The organism is Bradyrhizobium sp. CB1015, assembly GCF_025200925.1.
GTDB lineage: Bacteria > Pseudomonadota > Alphaproteobacteria > Rhizobiales > Xanthobacteraceae > Bradyrhizobium.
Window position 1 is genome coordinate 7,311,353 of sequence record NZ_CP104174.1, and the last position, 17,799, is coordinate 7,329,151.

A 17,799-nucleotide genomic window follows, 5' to 3' on the forward strand; every position below is an offset into this window, starting at 1 on the left:
GGCTCCGCCAGGCTACGCCGGGGCCACAAGGGTGCTCGGCCGCCGAAGCCTTAGCGAAGGCGGCAAGCCGGGGCATGACAGCGGTTTCTGCGGCAAGTCTCGTGCGCGAGGCCGACAGCGGAGTTTGAGGGCGCCATGCCGCCGAACTCCGCCGAGAACTTCCCCTACTCCGCCGCGTCCCGCATCTCGGCGCGCTCGGCCCGCGCTGCGCAGAACTTGAATTCCGGGATCTTGCCGAACGGGTCCAGCGCCGGATTGGTGAGCAGGTTCGCAGCCGCTTCCGCGTAGCAGAACGGCATGAACACCATGTTCTCGGGCACGTCGCGGTCGGAGCGAACCTTGACCTCGACGGCGCCGCGGCGGGTCTCCAGGCGGATGAAATCGCCAGGCACCAGCTTCTTCTTGCGCATGTCCTTTGGCGACATGAACGCGACCGCCTCCGGCTCGATCTGGTCGAGCACCTGGGCGCGGCGGGTCATCGAGCCGGTGTGCCAGTGCTCCAGCACGCGGCCGGTCGACAGCACCATCGGATATTCGTCGTCGGGAATCTCGTCCGGCGGGATGACCTTGGCCGGCACGATCTTGCCGCGGCCGCTCGCGGTCGGGAAGCCCGTGGTGAAGATGATCTCGTTGCCGGGCTTGTCAGGAGCGTCGGCCGGATAGGTCACCGCGCCTTCGCGCACCAGCCGCTCCCAGCTGATGTTCTTCAGCGACGGCATCAGCTCCGCCATCTCGGTGTAGACGTCGCCGGGCCCGGAATAATTCCAGGGCAGGCCCATGCGCTTGCCGATCTCCTCGATGATCCAGAGATCCTGCCGCGCATCGCCCGGCGGCTTGATCACCTGGCGCGCGAGCTGCACGCGGCGGTCGGTGTTGGTGAAGGAGCCGTCCTTCTCGGCGAAGGCCGAGGCCGGCAGGATCACGTCGGCATGGAAGGCGGTCTCGGTGACGAAGAGATCCTGCACCACGAGATGATCGAGCATGGCGAGCGCTTCGCGGGCATGCTGCAGATCGGGATCGGACATCGCGGGATTCTCGCCCTCGATATACATGCCCGTGATCTCGCCGGCGTGGATCGCGTTCATGATCTCGACCACGGTCAGGCCGCGGACGGGATCGAGATCCTGCTGCCAGAGCTTTTCGAAGGCGCCGCGCAAGTCGTCGCGGCCGACCGGCTGATAGTCCGGCAGGAACATCGGGATCAGGCCGGCGTCGGACGCGCCTTGCACGTTGTTCTGGCCGCGCAGCGGATGCAGGCCGGTGCCGGGGCGGCCGACCTGTCCGGTGATCAGCGCCAGCGCAATCAGGCAGCGCGCATTGTCGGTGCCGTGGACGTGCTGGCTGATGCCCATGCCCCAGAAGATGATCGAGGATTTTGCCCGCGCATAGGTGCGCGCGACCTCGCGCAGCGTCTGCGCCGGGATGCCGCAGATCGGCTCCATCTTCTCCGGCGTGAATTCCTTGATCTTCTCCTTGAGGTCCTCAAAACCTTCGGTGTAGCCGGCGATGTACTGATCGTCGGTGAGCCCCTCGGTGATGATCGTGTTGATCATCGCGTTGAGCATCGCGACGTCGGAGCCGGGCTTGAACTGCAGATGCCTGGTCGCATGGCGCGACAGCGCCTGCCGGCGCGGATCCATCACGAACAGTTTTGCGCCGTTCTGCTTGACCGCGTTCTTGATGAAGGTCGCGGCGACCGGGTGGTTCACGGTCGGGTTGGCGCCGATCACGACGATCACCTCGGCATCCATCGCGGCGGAGAACGGTGCCGACACCGCGCCGGAGCTCAGGCCTTCGAACAGCGCTGCCACCGACGAGGCGTGGCACAGGCGGGTGCAATGGTCGACGTTGTTCGAGCCGAAACCGGTGCGCACCAGCTTCTGGAACAGATAGGCCTCTTCGTTCGAGCCCTTGGCCGAGCCGAAGCCGGCCAGCGCCTTCACGCCCTTCTCGTCGCGGATCTTGACGAGGCCCTGGGCGGCAATGTCGAGCGCTTCCTCCCAGCTCGCCTCGCGAAAATGGGTGAAGGGATTGGCCGGATCGACTTGGTCGTTGGCATCCTTCTTCGCGTTCGGCAGCCGCACCAGCGGTTTTGTCAGGCGATGCGGATGGTGGATGTAGTCGAAGCCGAAGCGGCCCTTGACGCAGAGGCGATTGTGGTTGGCGGGACCGTCACGGCCTTCCGCATAGATCACCTTCTCGTCCTTGACCTCGTAGGTGACCTGGCAGCCGACGCCGCAGAACGGACAGAGCGAGTCCACCTTCCTGTCGGCGTACGTGACGCGCGTTTGCTTGTCGTCGAGCATCACGGCCGGCATCAAGGCGCCGGTCGGGCAGGCCTGCACGCATTCGCCGCAGGCAACGCAGGTGGACTCGCCCATGGGGTCGTCGAAGTCGAACACGATCTTGGCGCCGGCATTGCGATAGGCCATGCCGATGACGTCGTTGACCTGGACCTCGCGGCAGGCGCGCACGCACAGGCCGCACTGGATGCAGGCATCGAGATTGACGCGCATCGCCGGATGGCTGGCATCGGTCGCCCAGCGCTCGGCGGCGGGAAAGCGGCTCTCGGTGACGCCTGTGGTCTCGGCCCAATGCCAGAACTTCGAATCCGGATCGTGCGAGGTCTCGCGCGCCGGCTGGTCGGCGACGAGCAGCTCCATCACCATCTTCTGCGCAGCAGTCGCACGGGCGCTCTCGGTCTTCACCTTCATGCCGACCGACGGCGTGCGCTTGCAGGACGCGGCCAGCACACGCTCGCCCTCGATCTCGACCATGCAGGCGCGGCAATTGCCGTCGGGGCGATAGTCCGGCGCCGGCGAATAGCAGAGATGCGGAATGTCGCGGCCCTGGCGTTTTGCGACCTGCCAGATCGTCTCGCCGGGGTTGGCCTCGACCTGCTTGCCGTCGAGCTCGAACGTAATCTTGGTCATTCGGCCGCTTCCTTGAACTCGTCAGGGAAATATTTGATCACGGAGGACAGCGGATTCGATGCCGCCTGTCCGAGCCCGCAGATCGAGGCATCGCGCATCGCCTGGCTCAATTCTTCCAGCAAGGCACGGTTCCAGACCGGCCTTTGCATCAGCAGCGCCGCCTTCTGGGTACCGACGCGACACGGCGTGCACTGACCGCAGCTCTCGTCCTCAAAGAACTTCATCAGGTTCAGTGCGGCTGCGCGCACACTGTCCTTGTGCGAGAGGATGACGATCGCGGCAGAGCCGATGAAGCAGCCGTATTTCTCCAGCGTGCCGAAATCGAGCGGGATGTCGTCCATCGATGCCGGCAGAATGCCACCGGACGCACCGCCCGGCAGATACGCGTAGAACTGATGGCCGTCGGCCATGCCGCCGCAATATTCCTCGATCAGCTCGCGCACGGTGATGCCTGATGGCGCGAGCTTCATGCCGGGATTCTTGACGCGGCCCGAGACCGAGAAGCTGCGCAGGCCATGACGCTCGTGGCGGCCATGGCCCTTCCACCACTCGGCACCCTTCTCGACGATGTCGCGCACCCACCACAGCGTCTCGATGTTGTTGATCAGCGTCGGAAGGCCGAACAGGCCGACCTGGAACGGATAAGGCGGCTTGTGCCTGGGCAGGCCGCGCTTGCCTTCGATGCTCTCCAGCAGCGAGGATTCCTCGCCGCAGATGTAAGCGCCGGCGCCGCGCCGCATGTGCAGCGTCGGCCCGCCCGGCGGAAGCTTTGCGATCTCGCGCTCGAGGATCTCGCGTGAGGCCGGATATTCGTCGCGCAGATAGATGTAGACGTCGCTCGCCTGCACCACATGTGCGCCGATCAGCATGCCCTCGATGAAGCGATGCGGATCGGTTTCGAGGTAATAGCGGTCCTTGAACGTGCCGGGCTCGCCCTCGTCGCCGTTGATCGCCATCAGCCGGGGCCCGGGTTCACCGAGCACCGCACGCCATTTGCGCCCGGTGGGGAAGCCGGCGCCGCCGAGTCCGCGCAGCGAAGCATCGTCGAGCGCTTTCAGGAGATCTTCCTTCGACAGCTCGCCCGAGCGCAGGCGGCCCAGCAGCTTGTAGCCGCCGCCGGCGACATAGGCCTCGTAGTCAACATATTTGGGCAGATGAGCGTGGGTGTCGCCGGCCTTGGCCGCCGCCATGACGTTGGCGACGGTGGCGTGGTCGACGAAATTGTGCCCGACCTCGGTGGCCGGCGCTGTGTCGCAGCGGCCGACGCAGGGCGCGCGCACGACGCGGATGCCGGGACCTGACGCGCTCTGCAGATCCGCGAGCAGCTTCTCGCCGCCAAGCATCGCGCAGGTGAGCGAATCGCAGACGCGGATCGTCAGCGGGGGAATGTCGGGCTCACCTTCCTTCACCACGTCGAAATGCGCGTAGAAGGTCGCGGTCTCGAACACCTCGGCGAAGGCGAGCTTCATCTCATCGGCGAGCGCGGCCAGATGCGCCGCCGAGATCTGGTGGTACGTGTCCTGGATCAGGTGCAGATATTCGATCAAGAGATCGCGCCGCCGCGGCCTGTCGCCGAGCAACAGCTCGATCTCGTGCGCGGCCGTGGGATCGACCTGCCGCCCTTTGGGGGTCGCCTTGGCGCGTCGGCGTCCCTCACCGGGATGCTCGAAGGAGCGGACCTTGTGCACGTCCTCGTGGCTCATCGATTCGTCTCGATCTCGTCTTTTAGAACGGCTCCACTTCTAACCCCTGGCATGCCAGATGCCAAGCGGATTATCACGCTGGCGGAAGCGGTTAGCTGCACGGCTCAGGCGGAGCCCAAGACAACCCCGGAGTGCTGCCCCGGACACGGCTTTGCGTTTCGTCTAACGGGCCCATTGATGGAGCGAAGCCCGAATTGGCCGGGAGATCAATAAAGGTGTCCCATGCTGCGATAGCGAAGCCCTATCGAATGCGCAGTCCGAGGCTACGGCGGGAGCACAAGGCCGCCGCCGGGAACATTCGCCTTTCTAAAGGGCGTCGCTCTTTTCAACCAGGAACACGATGCGCGCCTCGTTGCGCTCGGTGATCTCGACCTTGTCGCCGGTCTCGCGGATCAGATTCGGGATGTCGATCACCGAGAGCGGATCGGTGCAGTGAACTTCCAGCTGGTCGCCTGCCTTGAGCGGCTTGAGCGCCTTGCGCGTCTTGAGCGCCGGCAGCGGGCATTTCAGCCCGGTGAGATCGAGTGTCGTCCTGGTCATGGCCGCACCATGGCGGGGTGGAACGGCTGCGTCAACGCGGGAGGATCAGATCAGGCCGGCGTAGGGCAGGAAGCCCACGTCCTGCCCCGGCTCGACATTCGTGATGTCCTCGTCGAGCTCGACGAGGCCGTCGGTCTCGACCAGCGAGGACAACAGCCCGGCCCCTTCGCGCGGGAACTTGATCGCCTCGAGCCCGCCGTCCTGCGCGCGCCGCAGCGAGGCGCGCACATATTCACGCCGCCCGGCCTTCTTCTTGTAGGTGAACGCCGCGCGCAGCGGGATGGGCAAGAGCGGCTCCGGCAAGGCGCCCGACAGCGCCAACACCGTCGGTCGCACCACGTGGACGAATGTCACGAAGCTCGCGACGGGATTGCCGGGCAATCCGATCAGCGGTGTGCCGTCGATGATGCCCATCGCCACGGGACGACCGGGCTTGATCGCCATCCGCCACAGCACCAGCGAGCCGATGCTCTCCACCGCCGCCTTGACGTGATCCTCCTCCCCGGTCGAGACGCCGCCGGTGGTGAGGATCAGGTCATGGTCGCCCGCAACCTGCTTCAGGCCGCTCGCAAGCGAACTGCGCTCGTCGCGCAGAATGCCGAGATCGCTGACCTCGCAGCCGAGCCGCCGCAGCATCGCCATCAGCATGAAGCGGTTGGAATCGAACAGCTGCGAGGCGGCGCGCGGCTCGCCGGGCGAGGCGAGCTCGTCGCCGGTCGAGAACACGGCGACACGGATGCGCCTGACGACGTCGAGCCTTGTCAGCCCGAACGCGGCGGCAAGGGCGACATGCTGCGGCCGCAGGCGCTGGCCGGCGCGGAGCGCGACCTGACCTTGCGCAATGTCCTCGCCTGCAGGCCGGACATTGGCCCCACGCTTCAGCCCCGGCGGCAACACGATCCTGCCTGAAGCATCGATGCGGACGTCCTCCTGCATGAAGACGGTCCCCGCATCCGGCGGCATCGGCGCGCCAGTGAAGATGCGCGCGGTGTGGCCGGGCTTGATCGGCGCTTGCGCAAGTCCGCCGGCCTGGATGCGGCCGTCGAGCGGGAACGCCTGTTCCGCCCTTGCCGGAAGGTCGGCGTTGCGCACGGCGTAACCGTCGACCGCGGAGTTGGTGAACGGCGGCAGCGGCAAGGGTGCGGCCACATCGCGCGCCAGCACGCGCCCGTCGGCATCGACCAGCGCCACCGTCTCGAGATCGACGATCGCGTTGACACGCGTCGTGATGAGGCCGACGGCTTCGTCGACCGACATCATCGGGCCGCCGAAGGCAAAGCAATCGTCCGACAGTTGCGCCATGGTGCCTCGTCAGCGTATCGCGGTGCTTCTTGCCACCGCTTCCTCGATCGGCATCGCCGCCCGAAGCAGCAACGCGGCGACGGCGGGGATATCATCGAGATGGACGGTCGGCAGCCGGGTTTCAACCGCGACGTCGCTCGCAATCCCCGCTATCCCGGGATCGTCCGGAAACAGCAGCGGTTTGCCGTTGGCGGCGCGATGCACTTCGATCTTGCGATGCGGCTCGCGCTTGAAGCCCTCGACCACGACGAGATCGACCGCGGAGAGCTTCTCGAGCAGCTCCGGCAGCCGCGGCTCCGCCGCCCCGCGCAACTCACGCATCAGCGCCCAGCGCTTCGACGAGGCGACCAGCACCTCCGCCGCGCCGGCCTCGCGATGGCGCCAGGAATCCTTGCCGGGCACGTCGACGTCGAACTGGTGATGCGCATGCTTGATCACGGAGACGCGCAGGCCTTGCGCGCTGAAATGCGGGATCAGCCGCGTCAACAGCGTGGTCTTGCCCGCACCGCTCCATCCTGCAAGGCCGATGACTTTCATTCGAGGTCTCTTTTCCAGCAACCAGCGCTCGCCGATGGAACCACCATCCCCTCCCCGTCATTGCGAGCGGAGCGAAGCAATCCAGACTGCCGCGGAAAGATTCTGGATTGCTTCGCTCCGCTCGCAATGACGAGCGGAGCCATTTTGCCCATTCCCGGCCATGCTTATATCGGCTTGACCCGAATGTCATGCTAACCTCGGCGCCATGATGAAGATCGACAAAGCCCCGGTGCCCCTGATCGTCCCCAATCCGGACGACCCGCGCCTGACCCAGAGCGTGACCGGCACCGACCAGACCGGCGCCAGGGTCGAGATCAAGGTGCCGATGGAGCGGCCACTGACGCTCTATTTGAATGCGCAGGAGATCGTCACCATGATGACGATCGGCGACTATCCGGAATATCTGGCGCTCGGCTATCTGCTGAACCAGAACATGCTGAAATATAACGACGTGGTCACCGAGGTCGAATACGACGACGACCTCCAGGTGGTCGTCGTGCGCACCTCACATCACACCAATTTCGAGGCCAAGCTGAAGAAGCGCACGCAGACCTCGGGCTGCGCACAGGGCACCGCCTTCGGCGACCTCTTGGAGGCGGTCGAGAGCGTCGCGCTGCCCAAGGCCGAGCTGCGCACCTCCTGGCTCTACCAGATGACGCAGACCATCAACACCATGCCCTCGCTTTATCTGGAGGCCGGCGCGATCCATGGCTGCGTGCTGTGCAAGGAGGGCACCCCCCTCTGCTACACCGAGGACGTCGGCCGCCACAACGCCGTCGACAAAATCGCCGGCTGGATGTACCGCCACGGCGTCGACGCGTCCGACAAGATCCTCTACACCACCGGACGCCTCACCTCGGAGATGGTGATCAAGACCGTGCGCATGGGCATTCCGATCCTGGTGTCGCGCTCCGGCTTCACCGCCTGGGGAGTCGATCTCGCAAGGCAGGTCGGCCTGACGCTGGTCGGACGCACACGCGGCAAGCGCTTCATCGCGCTCGCAGGCGAAGAACGCATCGTCTACGACCAGAACCTCGCTTATGTCGAAGAGGAATCGGCCAAGCACAAGCGCAAGGGTGAAGGCGGTGAAGACTGACGTGTCCGCGGCGCATGTTCCGCCGACTCTCGGCGTGCTGCTCGCCGGCGGGCTCGCGCGGCGCATGGGCGGCGGCGACAAGCCGATGCGCAGCATCGGCGGCCGCACCATTCTGGAACGCGTGATCGCGCGCCTTTCGCCCCAGTGCAGCGGGCTGATCCTCAACGCCAACGGCGATCCCGCCCGCTTTGCCGCGTTCGGCCTGCAGGTCGTCGCCGACGACGTGCCGGGCTACCCCGGCCCCCTCGCCGGCATCCTCGCGGCGCTCGACTGGGCCGCGGCGAACAGTCCGGAGATCGAATGGGTGCTCAGCGCCGCCGGCGACTGCCCTTTCCTGCCGCGCGATCTCGTCGCGCGCCTGCATGAGGTGCGCGCGCGTGAGAACGCGCAGCTTGCGGTCGCCGCGTCAGGCGCGCAGTCGCATCCGGTGATCGGCCTGTGGCGTGTCGCCTTGCGCGAGGAGCTGCGCCACGCGCTCGTGGTCGAAGACCTCCGCAAGATCGACCGCTGGACCGCGCGCTATCCGCTCGCGACGGTGACCTGGCCGAACGAGCCGCTCGATCCGTTCTTCAATGCCAACACGGTCGAGGATATTGCCGAGGCCGAGCGGCTGGCTGCGCTGGATGACGCGTCCTAAGCCGCTGCGTTGAGCTGTTGGCCGTGAACCCGACCGAGCAAGCGAACGACCAATGATCGGTACGTTGCCCCGGATGAACCATGGCCGACTCTCTCTTGGATGTCGTTTTCGATGTCGTCGATCTCGCGCTCGATGTTTCGGATGTGATCGATCGCACGAAGCAGCTGAGCAAGCCTGACCTCGTCGAGGTCCCGCCCGATCCGAAGCCGTTGCCGGCCCCCGCGCAACGTGCGCTGGCCGAGGCCGAGGAACGGGAGCGCAAGCGCGGGCAACCCGATCGAGCCGCCAGCGCCACCGACCAGGCGTCGCAACCGTAGATCTAGTTGATATCTACGCAGGCCGGAAACCCGCGCGCTCGAGTGCGGCGCGCGCCGCGTGCGAGCCGAGCGCGTCGAGAAAGGCCCGCACGGCCGGCCGGTCTTTGCGTGCGGTCACCAGCGCGAAGTCATAATGCTCTTCGGCCAGCGGAATGAAACCGAGGCCGACGGCGTGGGCGACCGGCGCAATGGTCATGCCCCAGTCGGCGCGGTGCTGCGCCACGGCCGCCGCCACCGCATTGTGCGAGCGCGGCTGGTTCCAATAGCCTTCCGGACGCGCGCCGCCGAGCAGCCGGTCGATCAGGATGCGGGTGCCGGCGCCCTGGTTGCGGTTGACCATGATGCAGGCGGGGTCGGCGAGCGCTGCGGCAACAGCGTCCTTTGCGCTCATGCCCTCGAAACGTTTGTCGCCCTTGCGGCAGACAATGCCCTGCATCCGCCGCCAGCCGGCGACGAGCTCGAGTCCCTCGACAAGGTAAGGCGTGTTGTAGGTCTCGCTCTTGTCGTCGAACAAATGGATCGGTGCGAGATCGCATTCGCCACGCTTGGCTGCTGCAAGCCCGCCGAGACTGCCGACTGCGATCGAGCGCACGGTGAGACCAGCATGCGCGAGCTGTGCGGTGACGAGATCAAGGCCGGTGCAATGGCTGCCGACGATGACGAGATCCGGCACGCGCACATGCGGCGTGAACAGCGTCACCTCCGTTTCGGTCCCGGCCGGCATCTGGTCGGCAAGTGCAGCGATACGCAGAAAGCCGTCCGCCTGCGCAAAGGACGTGATCGCACCAGACCCCTTGCCGGAAGGATAGGCGATGAGGCCCTCCCTGCCCTGGACCAGCGAGACCATGACGAATTCGGTGCGGCCGAGCTCCGAGGCGATGCGCACCGGCGCGGTCGCGTTCACCTTGGCATCGGAGCGCGGCGGCAGTCCGGCCATCCTGCGCAATACCGGCACGATCATGTCGTGGAAGGTGAACATCGCCGAGGTCGGAAAGCCCGGCAGGATCACGACAGGCTTGCCGTCGCACACCGCAAGGCACAACGGCTTGCCGGGCTTGAGCGCGACGCCATGCGCGATGATGCCGGGCGCGCCGAGCCGGCCGATGATGCGATGAGACAGGTCGCCCGCGCCTTTCGAGGTGCCGCCCGACAGCACCAGCATGTCGGCATCCGCAAGCGCGTTGCGCATGGCGGCTTCGAGCCTGGCTTCGTCGTCCGGAATGGCGCCGAGGAAGACGGCCTCGCCACCGTTTTCGTCGATCGCGGCCGCGACGATGGCGCCGTTGGTATCGTAGATCTCGGCGGGCCCGAGCACCTCGCCGGGCTGAACCAGCTCGTCGCCGGTGGAGATCACGGCAACCCGCGGTCTGCGGACAACACTCACCTCAGCGATGCCGCAAGCCGCCAGCATGCCGATCTCGCGCGAGCCGATGATGGTGCCGGCGCGCAGCAGCGCCTCGCCGCACGCGATGTCGGATCCGGCATAGGAGACGAATTGCCCCGGCGAGACAGCGCGACGGACGTCGATCGCATCTTGGCCGGCCGGCTGGGTGTGCTCGACCATGACCACGGCATCGGCGCCGCGCGGCAACGGACCGCCGGTGGCGATCGCCGTTGCGGTTCCGGCCGCCACCTGCAGTGTCGGCGCGGTCCCGCAATGAACAGTCTCGCCATTCAGCGCGAGGCGCACGGGCGCGCCCTCGCCGGCCGCCGCAAGGTCGGCGGAGCGCACGGCAAAGCCGTCGACATTGGAGCGGTCGAACGGCGGGACGTCGATCGGGGCCGTGATATCTTCGGCGAGGGCAGCGCCCAGCGCGGCTGCGAGCTTGCGCGTTTCGGTGCGGCGCGCGCGCGGGAACAAGGCCGCCTCGAAGCGCGCCAAGGCCTCCTCGCGCGACAGGATCTTGAGGAACTGCTCCTGCTCGAGCGCGCTGCGGTCCGGTGATTTCGGGATCATCGTCATGCCAGAACCCTATCACGCCCGCATCAGATACGCATCGATCGGCGTACCTGCCGCAAATCCCTCGTCGCTGGCGGAAATGAGCAGCCAAGCGTCCGCACGGGCGATGGCCTGAAGCGGCCATTCGCCCACGGCAAGCGGCATCCAGGCACGATGTTCCTCAGCCAGCAAAGCGATCTCCGTGATGCCGACGCTGGAGGCGATTTTTCGCGCAAGCGGCAGCGACACTTTTCGACGCGGCCGACGCGCCGACAAATGGTCGACGAGCGGCAGCACGAGTGCAAGCCAAGCTGCAAACGCGTGATCGGGCGAGCCGGGCAAGGCGATGACCGGAACCCGTCCCAGCCGTCCGACCGCGGCGGTGCGTCCCGGCTGCAGCGCAAGGCCGTGCGCCATCACCTCGCCGCGCCGGGCGAGGGCCGCGATGGCGGCGTCCTGGCGGCCGACGCCGCTACCGCCGATGGTCAGCAGAACATCGCAGGAGGACGCCTCGAGCGCATCGGCAAGCGACGCTGCATCGCGCGCACGCGCTTGACGCGTTTCCACATCCAGTCCCGCTGCGTGCGCGATCCCGGCAATCATCTGCGCCGTGACCGTTCCACTCGGCACATTGACGATGCGCAGCCGCGGCCGCCTCACGGCGAGTTTCTCCACGCCCGCCACGCGCGCGAGCAGCAGATCCTTCGCAGCGATGGGATGGCCCGCGGCCCCCACGGCCATGCGCGCGGCAATGTCGCTGCCCGCGCGCCTGACACCCTGCCCCGGCGCGCCCTCTGCGAGCACTTGGGCAAGCGGCCCAGACATCTCCACGGCGTCAGCATCGAGCACGCAATCGCATCCCGCCGGCATCGCCTCACCCGCCTCGACCCATGCAGGGGCCATTGCCAGCGGCACAGGCGAGTAAGCGGACGCCCCGACGAGATCGTTGGCGGATAGCGCCCAACCGTCTACGGCCGCAATGTTCCGCGAAGGATAGGCGGCAAGCAGCGGGGCGCCCGCCGCGATGCAGGCGATTACGTCCGCCAGCGGCACCTCCACCGGCGCGACGGGATCAACGCCCTGCAGCAGCGCGGCAAGCGCGGTGTCGAGCGGCGTGAGCGAGGACGGCAGGCGCTGGGTCATGCGCCATGAGGACCATGCATCGTCCGGTTTGGCAACCGCCGGCGATGCCGGCCTCAGCCACCCGACCTGTCCGAATTGGGAAAAAACAGCTGCTGCCCGTCGACCTTGTAGCCGGCGATCGCCGTCTGCCCCTCCGGCGACGTCAGCCAATCCACGAAACTCTGCGCGTTGTCCTTCTTCACGTTCGGGAACTTCGCAGGGTTCACCAGCATCACGCCATATTGGTTGAGCAGCCGCCGGTCGCCTTCGACGACGATGTCGAGATCGCCGCGATCCCTGAAGGCAATCCAGCTGCCGCGTTCCGACAGCACATAGGCGTTGGCGGCGCGCGCGGCCTCGAGCGCCGCGGCCATCCCCGGCCCGGCCTCGCGATACCAGGCGCCCTTGGCGCCGGCGATGTCGATGCCGGCGACGATCCAAAGCGCGAGCTCGGCGGCGTGAGTGCCCGACCGATCGCCGCGCGTCACGAACGGCGCGCCCTTGGCTTCGATCGCCTTCAGCGCCGTCGCGATGTCCTTGCCCTTCACGCCCGCGGGATCGCTCTTCGGCCCGATCAGCACATAGTCGCTGTACATCACGTCGTAGCGCTTCACGCCGAAGCCGTCGGCAACGAACTTCTCCTCCTGTGGCCGCGCGTGCATCAGCACGACATCCACCTCGCCCCGCCTCGCCCCATCGAGCACCTCGTCGGCGCGCCGCGCGATCACGGTGACGTCGATGCCGGTCTTGTCGCGGAAGATCGGCAGCAGATAGTCGAGCAGCCCGGACTCCTGCGTCGCCGTCGTCGAAGCGAGGACGATGCTGCGGTCCTCCGCGGATGACGCCGCAATGCCTGCGGCAAGGCCGCAGAGGAGCGCAAGTGCAACGGACAGGCGGCCCATGATCCGGGTTCCCTCGGTTATGACGCGATCATGATGATGATCGATTGCGCCGCACTCGTGACGCGTTTTTGCGCTGCCAGTCGGGAAATTTCGGCAATTTCATCGAGGCGTATCGCATGAACGATCGCTTTGGGATCGTTCACCAAAGCGGAAATCGCGCGTGCTGGATGTGTTGCAAAGCAGCGAGATGATCGGGCATGGTTCCCGCGACAAAAATCTGAAATGCAGAATTCCACCTGCGTCGGACGTCAAAAAGAAAGCAAGAATTTGCATAGGAATGCAGGATGGAATTCCTGACCACCAGCGAAGCCGCCGACTACCTGCGGCTCGGCGAACGCAAGCTTTACGAACTCGTCACCACCGGTGCGATCCCCTGCAGCAAGGTGACGGGAAAATGGCTCTTCCCACGGCACGAGCTCGACCTCTGGGTCCTGTCGGGCCTCGCGCGACCGGCCGGCATGTTGATCGCCGAGCCGCCGCCGGTCGTCGGCGGCAGCCAGGACGAACTGCTCGATTGGAGCCTGCGCGAGTCCGGCTCCGGACTCGGATCGATGAGCGAGGGCAGCGCGCGCGGGCTCGAGCGCTTGCAGCGCAACGAGGTGATGGCCGCGGCGGTGCACTTCCACGCCCTGGACGCCTCCGACAATCTCGCCGGCGACGCCAGTATCGAAGCGCTGCGGACCACGCCGGACCTGCATGATGCGGTGCTGGTCGCGTTCGTGCGCCGCGAAGAAGGTCTGGTGCTGCCACACGGCAATCCCAGGCACCTGCACAGCCTGACCGACGTGCTCGCAACTGGCGCCCGGATGGCGACGCGGCAGCAGGGCACGGGCGCGCAGATGCTGCTCGACGTGCTGCTGAAGCGCGCGGGCGCCTCGATGCGGGACTTGCGCCGCATCGAGACGCCGGCGCTGACCGGCCCGGATCTCGCCGAGCTGGTTCGCGCCGGCCAGGCCGATTGCGGCATCGCGACGCGCGCCGCGGCGCGCTCGGCCGGCCTCGATTTCGTGCCGCTGGTGTGGGAGAATTTCGACCTTGCGATGCGGCAGCGCAGCTATTTCTGTCCCGCCATGCAGGCCCTGCTCCGCTTCATGAACGAGCGGCGGCTGCGCCAGCGCGCGGAGGAGCTGACCGGCTACGATCCCTCGCCCGCAGGACTGATCCGCTTCGCAGCCTGACATTGACGCCTACCCCCTAATAGTTGCAAAAGAAACCAATTCAGCCGGGCCATACCCGGGACAAGCAACACCGGCCAACGCGCCGAATCAGGGGAGGAGAAACGTGTATCCAACGAGATTTGGACTGCCGGTCGCGGCCGCACTCGCGGCAGCGCTGCTGCCGGGCGCGGCCATGGCGCAGGTTTCCGACGACGTCGTCAAGATCGGCGTGCTCACCGACATGAACGGTCCGGCCTCGGCGCCGACCGGCCAGGGCTCGGTGACCGCGGCGCAGATGGCGATCGACGATTTCGGCGGCAAGGTGCTCGGCAAGCCGATCAGCGTCGTGATCGGCGACCACCAGCTCAAGGCCGATGTCGGCGGCGCCATCGCGCGGCGCTGGTTCGACGTCGATCAGGTCGATCTGATCGTGGACGTTCCGGTCTCCGCGGTCGGGCTCGCGGTGCAAAACATCGCCAACGAGAAGAAGCGGCTGTTCATCACCCACTCCACCGGCACCGCGGATTTCCACGGCAAGTTCTGCTCGCCTTACGCCATCCAATGGGTGTTCGACACCCGCGCGCTCGCCGTCGGCACCGCCGATGCCGTGGTCAAGCGCGGCGGCGACAGCTGGTTCTTCATCACCGACGACTACGCCTTCGGCCATTCGCTGGAGCGCGACGCCTCAGCCGTCGTCACCGCCAATGGCGGCAAGGTGCTGGGCTCGGTGCGGCCGCCGCTGGCAACGCCCGATCTCTCCTCCTTCGTGCTGCAGGCGCAGGCCTCCAAGGCCAAGATCATCGGCATTGCCGCCGGTCCCCCCAACAACATGAACGAGATCAAGACCGGCGCCGAGTTCGGCGTGTTCAAGGGCGGCCAGCAGATGGCGGCGCTGCTGGCGCTGATCACCGACATCCACGGCCTCGGCCTGCAGGCGGCGCAAGGCCTGCTGCTGACCACCTCGTTCTACTGGGACATGGACGACAAGACCCGCGAATGGTCGAAGCGCTATTTCGCCAAGATGAACAGGATGCCCTCGATGTGGCAGGCCGGCGTCTATTCCAGCGTGATGCACTATCTCAACGCCATCAAGGAGACCGGCACCGACGATCCGCTGAAAGTCGCCGCCAAGATGCGCGAGAAGCCGATCGAGGATTTCTTCGCCCGCAACGGCAAACTGCGCGAGGACAATCTGATGGTGCACGACCTCTGGCTGGTGCAGGTGAAGACGCCGGAGGAGAGCAAATATCCGTGGGACTATTACAAGATCCTCACGACGATCTCCGGCGACAAGGCGTTCGGCCCGCCGGACCCGGCGTGTCCGCTGGTGAAGAAGTGACGGTGGCGAGTGGCGAATAGGGAGTAGCGAATGGGGATGCTTCCATTCGCTATTCGCAACTCACCATTCGCTATTTCGTCGCGCGCAGACAATGGAACAACGGGAGATGTCATGTTGCGAATTTTGCGGCGCGGTGTTTTCGGGCTCGCAGTGCTCTTGGGTTTTTTCAGCGCCACCCCTCCCGCCGCTGCCGGCTATCCCGACCGCCCCGTGCACTGGCTGATCGGCTTTTCCGCCGGCGGCCCGGTCGACATCGTGGCGCGGATCATGGCGCAGTGGCTGTCGGACCGGCTCGGCCAGCAATTCATCGTCGAGAACCGCACCGGCTCGGGCGGCAACATCGCCGCCGCCGCCGCGATCAATTCTCCGCCGGACGGCTACACGCTGCTGTTCGTCGCGCCCAACAACGCGATCTCGACCTCGCTCTACAAGAAGCTGCCGTTCGACTTCCTGCGCGACACCGTGCCGGTGGCCAGCATCATGCAGCTCACCAACATGCTGGTCGTCTCCAACGCGTTTCCGCCGAAATCGGTTCAGGAGTTCATCGACTATTGCAAGGCCAATCCCGGCAAGGTCTCCTACGCCTCCTCCGGCAACGGCACCTCGGTGCACATGTCGGCCGAGCTGTTCAAGGTGATGACGAAGTGCGACATGGTGCACGTGCCCTATCGCGGCTCGGCCATCGCCTTCCCCGACGTCATCTCCAACAAGGTGCAGCTGATCTTCGACAACCTGCCCTCGGCGATGGAACAGGTGAAGGGCGGCAACGTCCGCGCGCTCGGAGTGACCTCGCCGCAGCGCTGGCCGAGCGTGCCCGACGTGCCCGCGATCGCCGAGACCGTGCTGGGCTTCGAATCGGTCGGCTTCTACGGCATCTCCGCGCCGAAGGGCACGCCGAGCGAGGTGATCGAGATCCTCAACAAGGCCGTCGGCGAAGCATTGAAGGATCCGAAGCTGGTGGCGCGCCTCACCGAAGTCGGCGGCCTGCCCAAGCCGATGACGCCCGCCGACTTCGGCAAGCTGGTCGCCGACGAAACCGAGAAGTGGCGCAAGGTGGTCGAGTTCGCCGGGGTCTCGGTGGACTAGGCCGCGGCCCCGCCACCGAGCTCGGCCGCACCACGTGAGGGGGCCCAAAGCCCTCTCAGCACAAAGTTGCGAAAACAACCCCATGCACAGTAGACGAGGCCAGTTATTTCAATGGGTTAGCGCACACCTCGAAAAAACCTGCGAAAAAGCGGTTTGCTCCGTCGGGCAAAACAGGGTTATATATAGGCATCATCGCCAGTTTCGGTTATTCGAAAATGATCCGAGATGCTGTGCCGGCGTTCCCGTCCGCCAGAGCCAGGATTGCACCCCCGCCCCGAGCCCTGTAAACGAACCGCGCACCGTTGCCGGCCGCGCTATCTGCGGCCGCCTCGCGGCGGGGCCTGTAGCTCAATGGTTAGAGCCGGCCGCTCATAACGGTCTGGTTGCAGGTTCGAGTCCTGCCGGGCCCACCAATAAATCGATCATTTGTGCGGACACTTTGAGAACGACTCGATTTCCGCTTTAAGAACGACTCGATTTCGTTTTGAGAACGACTCGGTTTCACATCCGCCTGACACAATTGGCAAATCCAGCCTCAGTTTTTTCGACGATTTTCGCGCTTTGAAAAACCGAGGGGGGTCTAAGTATCTTAAGCGCGATTGCGGTTTGCCGATCCCAGCTCCAGCCTGACGCTTCGTCATCGGAGGCAAAGCAGTGCAAAGAGCTCTAGAGAAGTATTCCACGAGGTGAAGATCGCGAACGTGGCCTTCCGCGCGATGGTAGAGCGCGACCGCGTCGTTCTTCACATGGAAAACCAGAGCGGTCGGGAGTCCAGCGTCGATCTCATCGGCAAAGCGTTCACCTTGCCAAGGCTTTGCTACTCGGAAAACTGGACGCAGCGCCGGGCGCCTTCAGGATCGCCCGGCTGGGCTGTCTGCCACGACTCGCCCAGAGAACCGCGTATGTTTCTCGGCCCCCTGTCCAACGAAGACGTGTGGTTCCTAACCCAGGATTTCGGGCTGCATAGAACTGATTTCTTGGATCGCCAGGTCACATTCGCGGAGTCGACCGCCGGCCAAGCTTTGAAGGAGATCATGCTTCACGATGCCGCGCGTGCTGCAGTTTACCGCAAGTCGGCGAAGTGGCTGGACGATTGGGCGGAACGGGTAGTCTCCGAGGAGCCAGCGCGACCCGGCCGCCTTGGAATTTGAGAATAGCGCTCGGGTATTAGGCGTCAGAGTTCTCACCT

General features: G+C 65.8%; 16 protein-coding genes and 1 tRNA gene. 8 read left to right on the forward strand and 9 right to left on the reverse strand.

The window, feature by feature from the left end:
* Positions 1-164: 164 nt before the first annotated feature.
* The 5 genes from fdhF to mobB all read right to left on the reverse strand — a co-directional run bounded on the left by fdhF (position 165) and on the right by mobB (position 7,015).
* Positions 165-2,933 (reverse strand): formate dehydrogenase subunit alpha, encoded by a 2,769-nt coding sequence (fdhF, locus tag N2604_RS34160; protein WP_260372357.1) that lies wholly within the window; start codon positions 2,931-2,933, stop codon positions 165-167.
* On the reverse strand, positions 2,930-4,636 hold the full coding sequence (locus tag N2604_RS34165) for an NADH-ubiquinone oxidoreductase-F iron-sulfur binding region domain-containing protein (protein WP_260372358.1): 1,707 nt from the start codon (positions 4,634-4,636) through the stop codon (positions 2,930-2,932). The genes fdhF and N2604_RS34165 overlap by 4 nt, the downstream gene beginning before the upstream one ends.
* 306 nt (positions 4,637-4,942) lie before the next feature.
* Entirely contained in the window at positions 4,943-5,176 is a 234-nt protein-coding gene (locus tag N2604_RS34170) for a sulfurtransferase TusA family protein (RefSeq protein ID WP_260372359.1), read from the reverse strand.
* 45 nt (positions 5,177-5,221) lie between these two features.
* Positions 5,222-6,478 (reverse strand): gephyrin-like molybdotransferase Glp, encoded by a 1,257-nt coding sequence (gene glp, locus N2604_RS34175; RefSeq protein WP_260372360.1) that lies wholly within the window; start codon positions 6,476-6,478, stop codon positions 5,222-5,224.
* 9 nt (positions 6,479-6,487) lie between these two features.
* Positions 6,488-7,015, reverse strand: a complete 528-nt coding sequence (gene mobB / locus N2604_RS34180; RefSeq protein WP_260372361.1) for a molybdopterin-guanine dinucleotide biosynthesis protein B — start codon at positions 7,013-7,015, stop codon at positions 6,488-6,490.
* A 205-nt stretch (positions 7,016-7,220) separates the two neighbouring features.
* Between mobB and fdhD the strand changes: the two genes are divergently transcribed.
* From fdhD to N2604_RS34195, 3 genes are all read left to right on the forward strand, one after another.
* Positions 7,221-8,111, forward strand: a complete 891-nt coding sequence (fdhD, locus tag N2604_RS34185; protein WP_260372362.1) for a formate dehydrogenase accessory sulfurtransferase FdhD — start codon at positions 7,221-7,223, stop codon at positions 8,109-8,111.
* Between the two features lie 64 nt (positions 8,112-8,175).
* Positions 8,176-8,748: a molybdenum cofactor guanylyltransferase MobA gene (gene mobA, locus N2604_RS34190; RefSeq protein WP_260376368.1), complete on the forward strand. Its 573-nt coding sequence runs from the start codon at positions 8,176-8,178 to the stop codon at positions 8,746-8,748.
* A gap of 80 nt (positions 8,749-8,828) precedes the next feature.
* A complete protein-coding gene (locus N2604_RS34195) occupies positions 8,829-9,065 on the forward strand; it encodes a hypothetical protein (RefSeq protein ID WP_260372363.1) in 237 nt (78 codons plus the stop codon).
* Between the two features lie 13 nt (positions 9,066-9,078).
* On the opposite strand, the gene N2604_RS34200 is transcribed toward N2604_RS34195, so the two are convergent.
* Genes N2604_RS34200 through N2604_RS34215 form a run of 4 tightly spaced genes read right to left on the reverse strand, consistent with a single transcriptional unit; the run spans position 9,079 to position 13,171 of the window.
* Positions 9,079-11,028, reverse strand: a complete 1,950-nt coding sequence (locus tag N2604_RS34200) for a molybdopterin biosynthesis protein (protein WP_260372364.1) — start codon at positions 11,026-11,028, stop codon at positions 9,079-9,081.
* Positions 11,029-11,040: 12 nt separating this feature from the next.
* Complete coding sequence (locus N2604_RS34205) at positions 11,041-12,147, reverse strand: molybdopterin-binding protein (protein WP_260372365.1); 1,107 nt, start codon at positions 12,145-12,147, stop codon at positions 11,041-11,043.
* 53 nt (positions 12,148-12,200) lie between these two features.
* Positions 12,201-13,028, reverse strand: coding sequence for a substrate-binding domain-containing protein (locus tag N2604_RS34210; protein WP_260372366.1), 828 nt, complete (start codon positions 13,026-13,028; stop codon positions 12,201-12,203).
* 17 nt (positions 13,029-13,045) lie between these two features.
* A complete protein-coding gene (locus tag N2604_RS34215) occupies positions 13,046-13,171 on the reverse strand; it encodes a hypothetical protein (RefSeq protein ID WP_260372367.1) in 126 nt (41 codons plus the stop codon).
* A gap of 141 nt (positions 13,172-13,312) precedes the next feature.
* On the opposite strand from N2604_RS34215, the gene N2604_RS34220 reads away from it, so the two are divergent.
* From N2604_RS34220 to N2604_RS34240, 5 genes are all read left to right on the forward strand, one after another.
* Positions 13,313-14,206, forward strand: a complete 894-nt coding sequence (locus N2604_RS34220; RefSeq protein WP_260372368.1) for a helix-turn-helix transcriptional regulator — start codon at positions 13,313-13,315, stop codon at positions 14,204-14,206.
* 103 nt (positions 14,207-14,309) lie between these two features.
* Entirely contained in the window at positions 14,310-15,524 is a 1,215-nt protein-coding gene (locus N2604_RS34225) for an ABC transporter substrate-binding protein (RefSeq protein WP_260372369.1), read from the forward strand.
* A gap of 111 nt (positions 15,525-15,635) precedes the next feature.
* A complete protein-coding gene (locus tag N2604_RS34230; RefSeq protein ID WP_260372370.1) occupies positions 15,636-16,610 on the forward strand; it encodes a tripartite tricarboxylate transporter substrate binding protein in 975 nt (324 codons plus the stop codon).
* Positions 16,611-16,947: 337 nt separating this feature from the next.
* A tRNA-Ile gene (locus N2604_RS34235) sits at positions 16,948-17,023 on the forward strand.
* A 273-nt stretch (positions 17,024-17,296) separates the two neighbouring features.
* A complete protein-coding gene (locus N2604_RS34240; protein ID WP_260372371.1) occupies positions 17,297-17,761 on the forward strand; it encodes a hypothetical protein in 465 nt (154 codons plus the stop codon).
* The last annotated feature ends 38 nt before the right edge of the window (positions 17,762-17,799 follow it).

Excerpts from the sequence above, each read along its gene's own strand:
- fdhD (WP_260372362.1), top strand. The coding sequence starts at position 7,221 with ATGATGAAGATCGACAAAGCCCCGGTGCCCCTGATCGTCCCCAATCCG.
- N2604_RS34230 (WP_260372370.1), top strand. The coding sequence starts at position 15,636 with ATGTTGCGAATTTTGCGGCGCGGTGTTTTCGGGCTCGCAGTGCTCTTG.
- glp (WP_260372360.1), bottom strand. The coding sequence starts at position 6,478 with ATGGCGCAACTGTCGGACGATTGCTTTGCCTTCGGCGGCCCGATGATG.
- N2604_RS34210 (WP_260372366.1), bottom strand. The coding sequence starts at position 13,028 with ATGGGCCGCCTGTCCGTTGCACTTGCGCTCCTCTGCGGCCTTGCCGCA.
- mobA (WP_260376368.1), top strand. The coding sequence starts at position 8,176 with ATGGGCGGCGGCGACAAGCCGATGCGCAGCATCGGCGGCCGCACCATT.
- N2604_RS34195 (WP_260372363.1), top strand. The coding sequence starts at position 8,829 with ATGGCCGACTCTCTCTTGGATGTCGTTTTCGATGTCGTCGATCTCGCG.
- N2604_RS34170 (WP_260372359.1), bottom strand. The coding sequence starts at position 5,176 with ATGACCAGGACGACACTCGATCTCACCGGGCTGAAATGCCCGCTGCCG.
- N2604_RS34205 (WP_260372365.1), bottom strand. The coding sequence starts at position 12,147 with ATGACCCAGCGCCTGCCGTCCTCGCTCACGCCGCTCGACACCGCGCTT.
- N2604_RS34200 (WP_260372364.1), bottom strand. The coding sequence starts at position 11,028 with ATGACGATGATCCCGAAATCACCGGACCGCAGCGCGCTCGAGCAGGAG.
- N2604_RS34220 (WP_260372368.1), top strand. The coding sequence starts at position 13,313 with ATGGAATTCCTGACCACCAGCGAAGCCGCCGACTACCTGCGGCTCGGC.
- mobB (WP_260372361.1), bottom strand. The coding sequence starts at position 7,015 with ATGAAAGTCATCGGCCTTGCAGGATGGAGCGGTGCGGGCAAGACCACG.
- N2604_RS34165 (WP_260372358.1), bottom strand. The coding sequence starts at position 4,636 with ATGAGCCACGAGGACGTGCACAAGGTCCGCTCCTTCGAGCATCCCGGT.
- fdhF (WP_260372357.1), bottom strand. The coding sequence starts at position 2,933 with ATGACCAAGATTACGTTCGAGCTCGACGGCAAGCAGGTCGAGGCCAAC.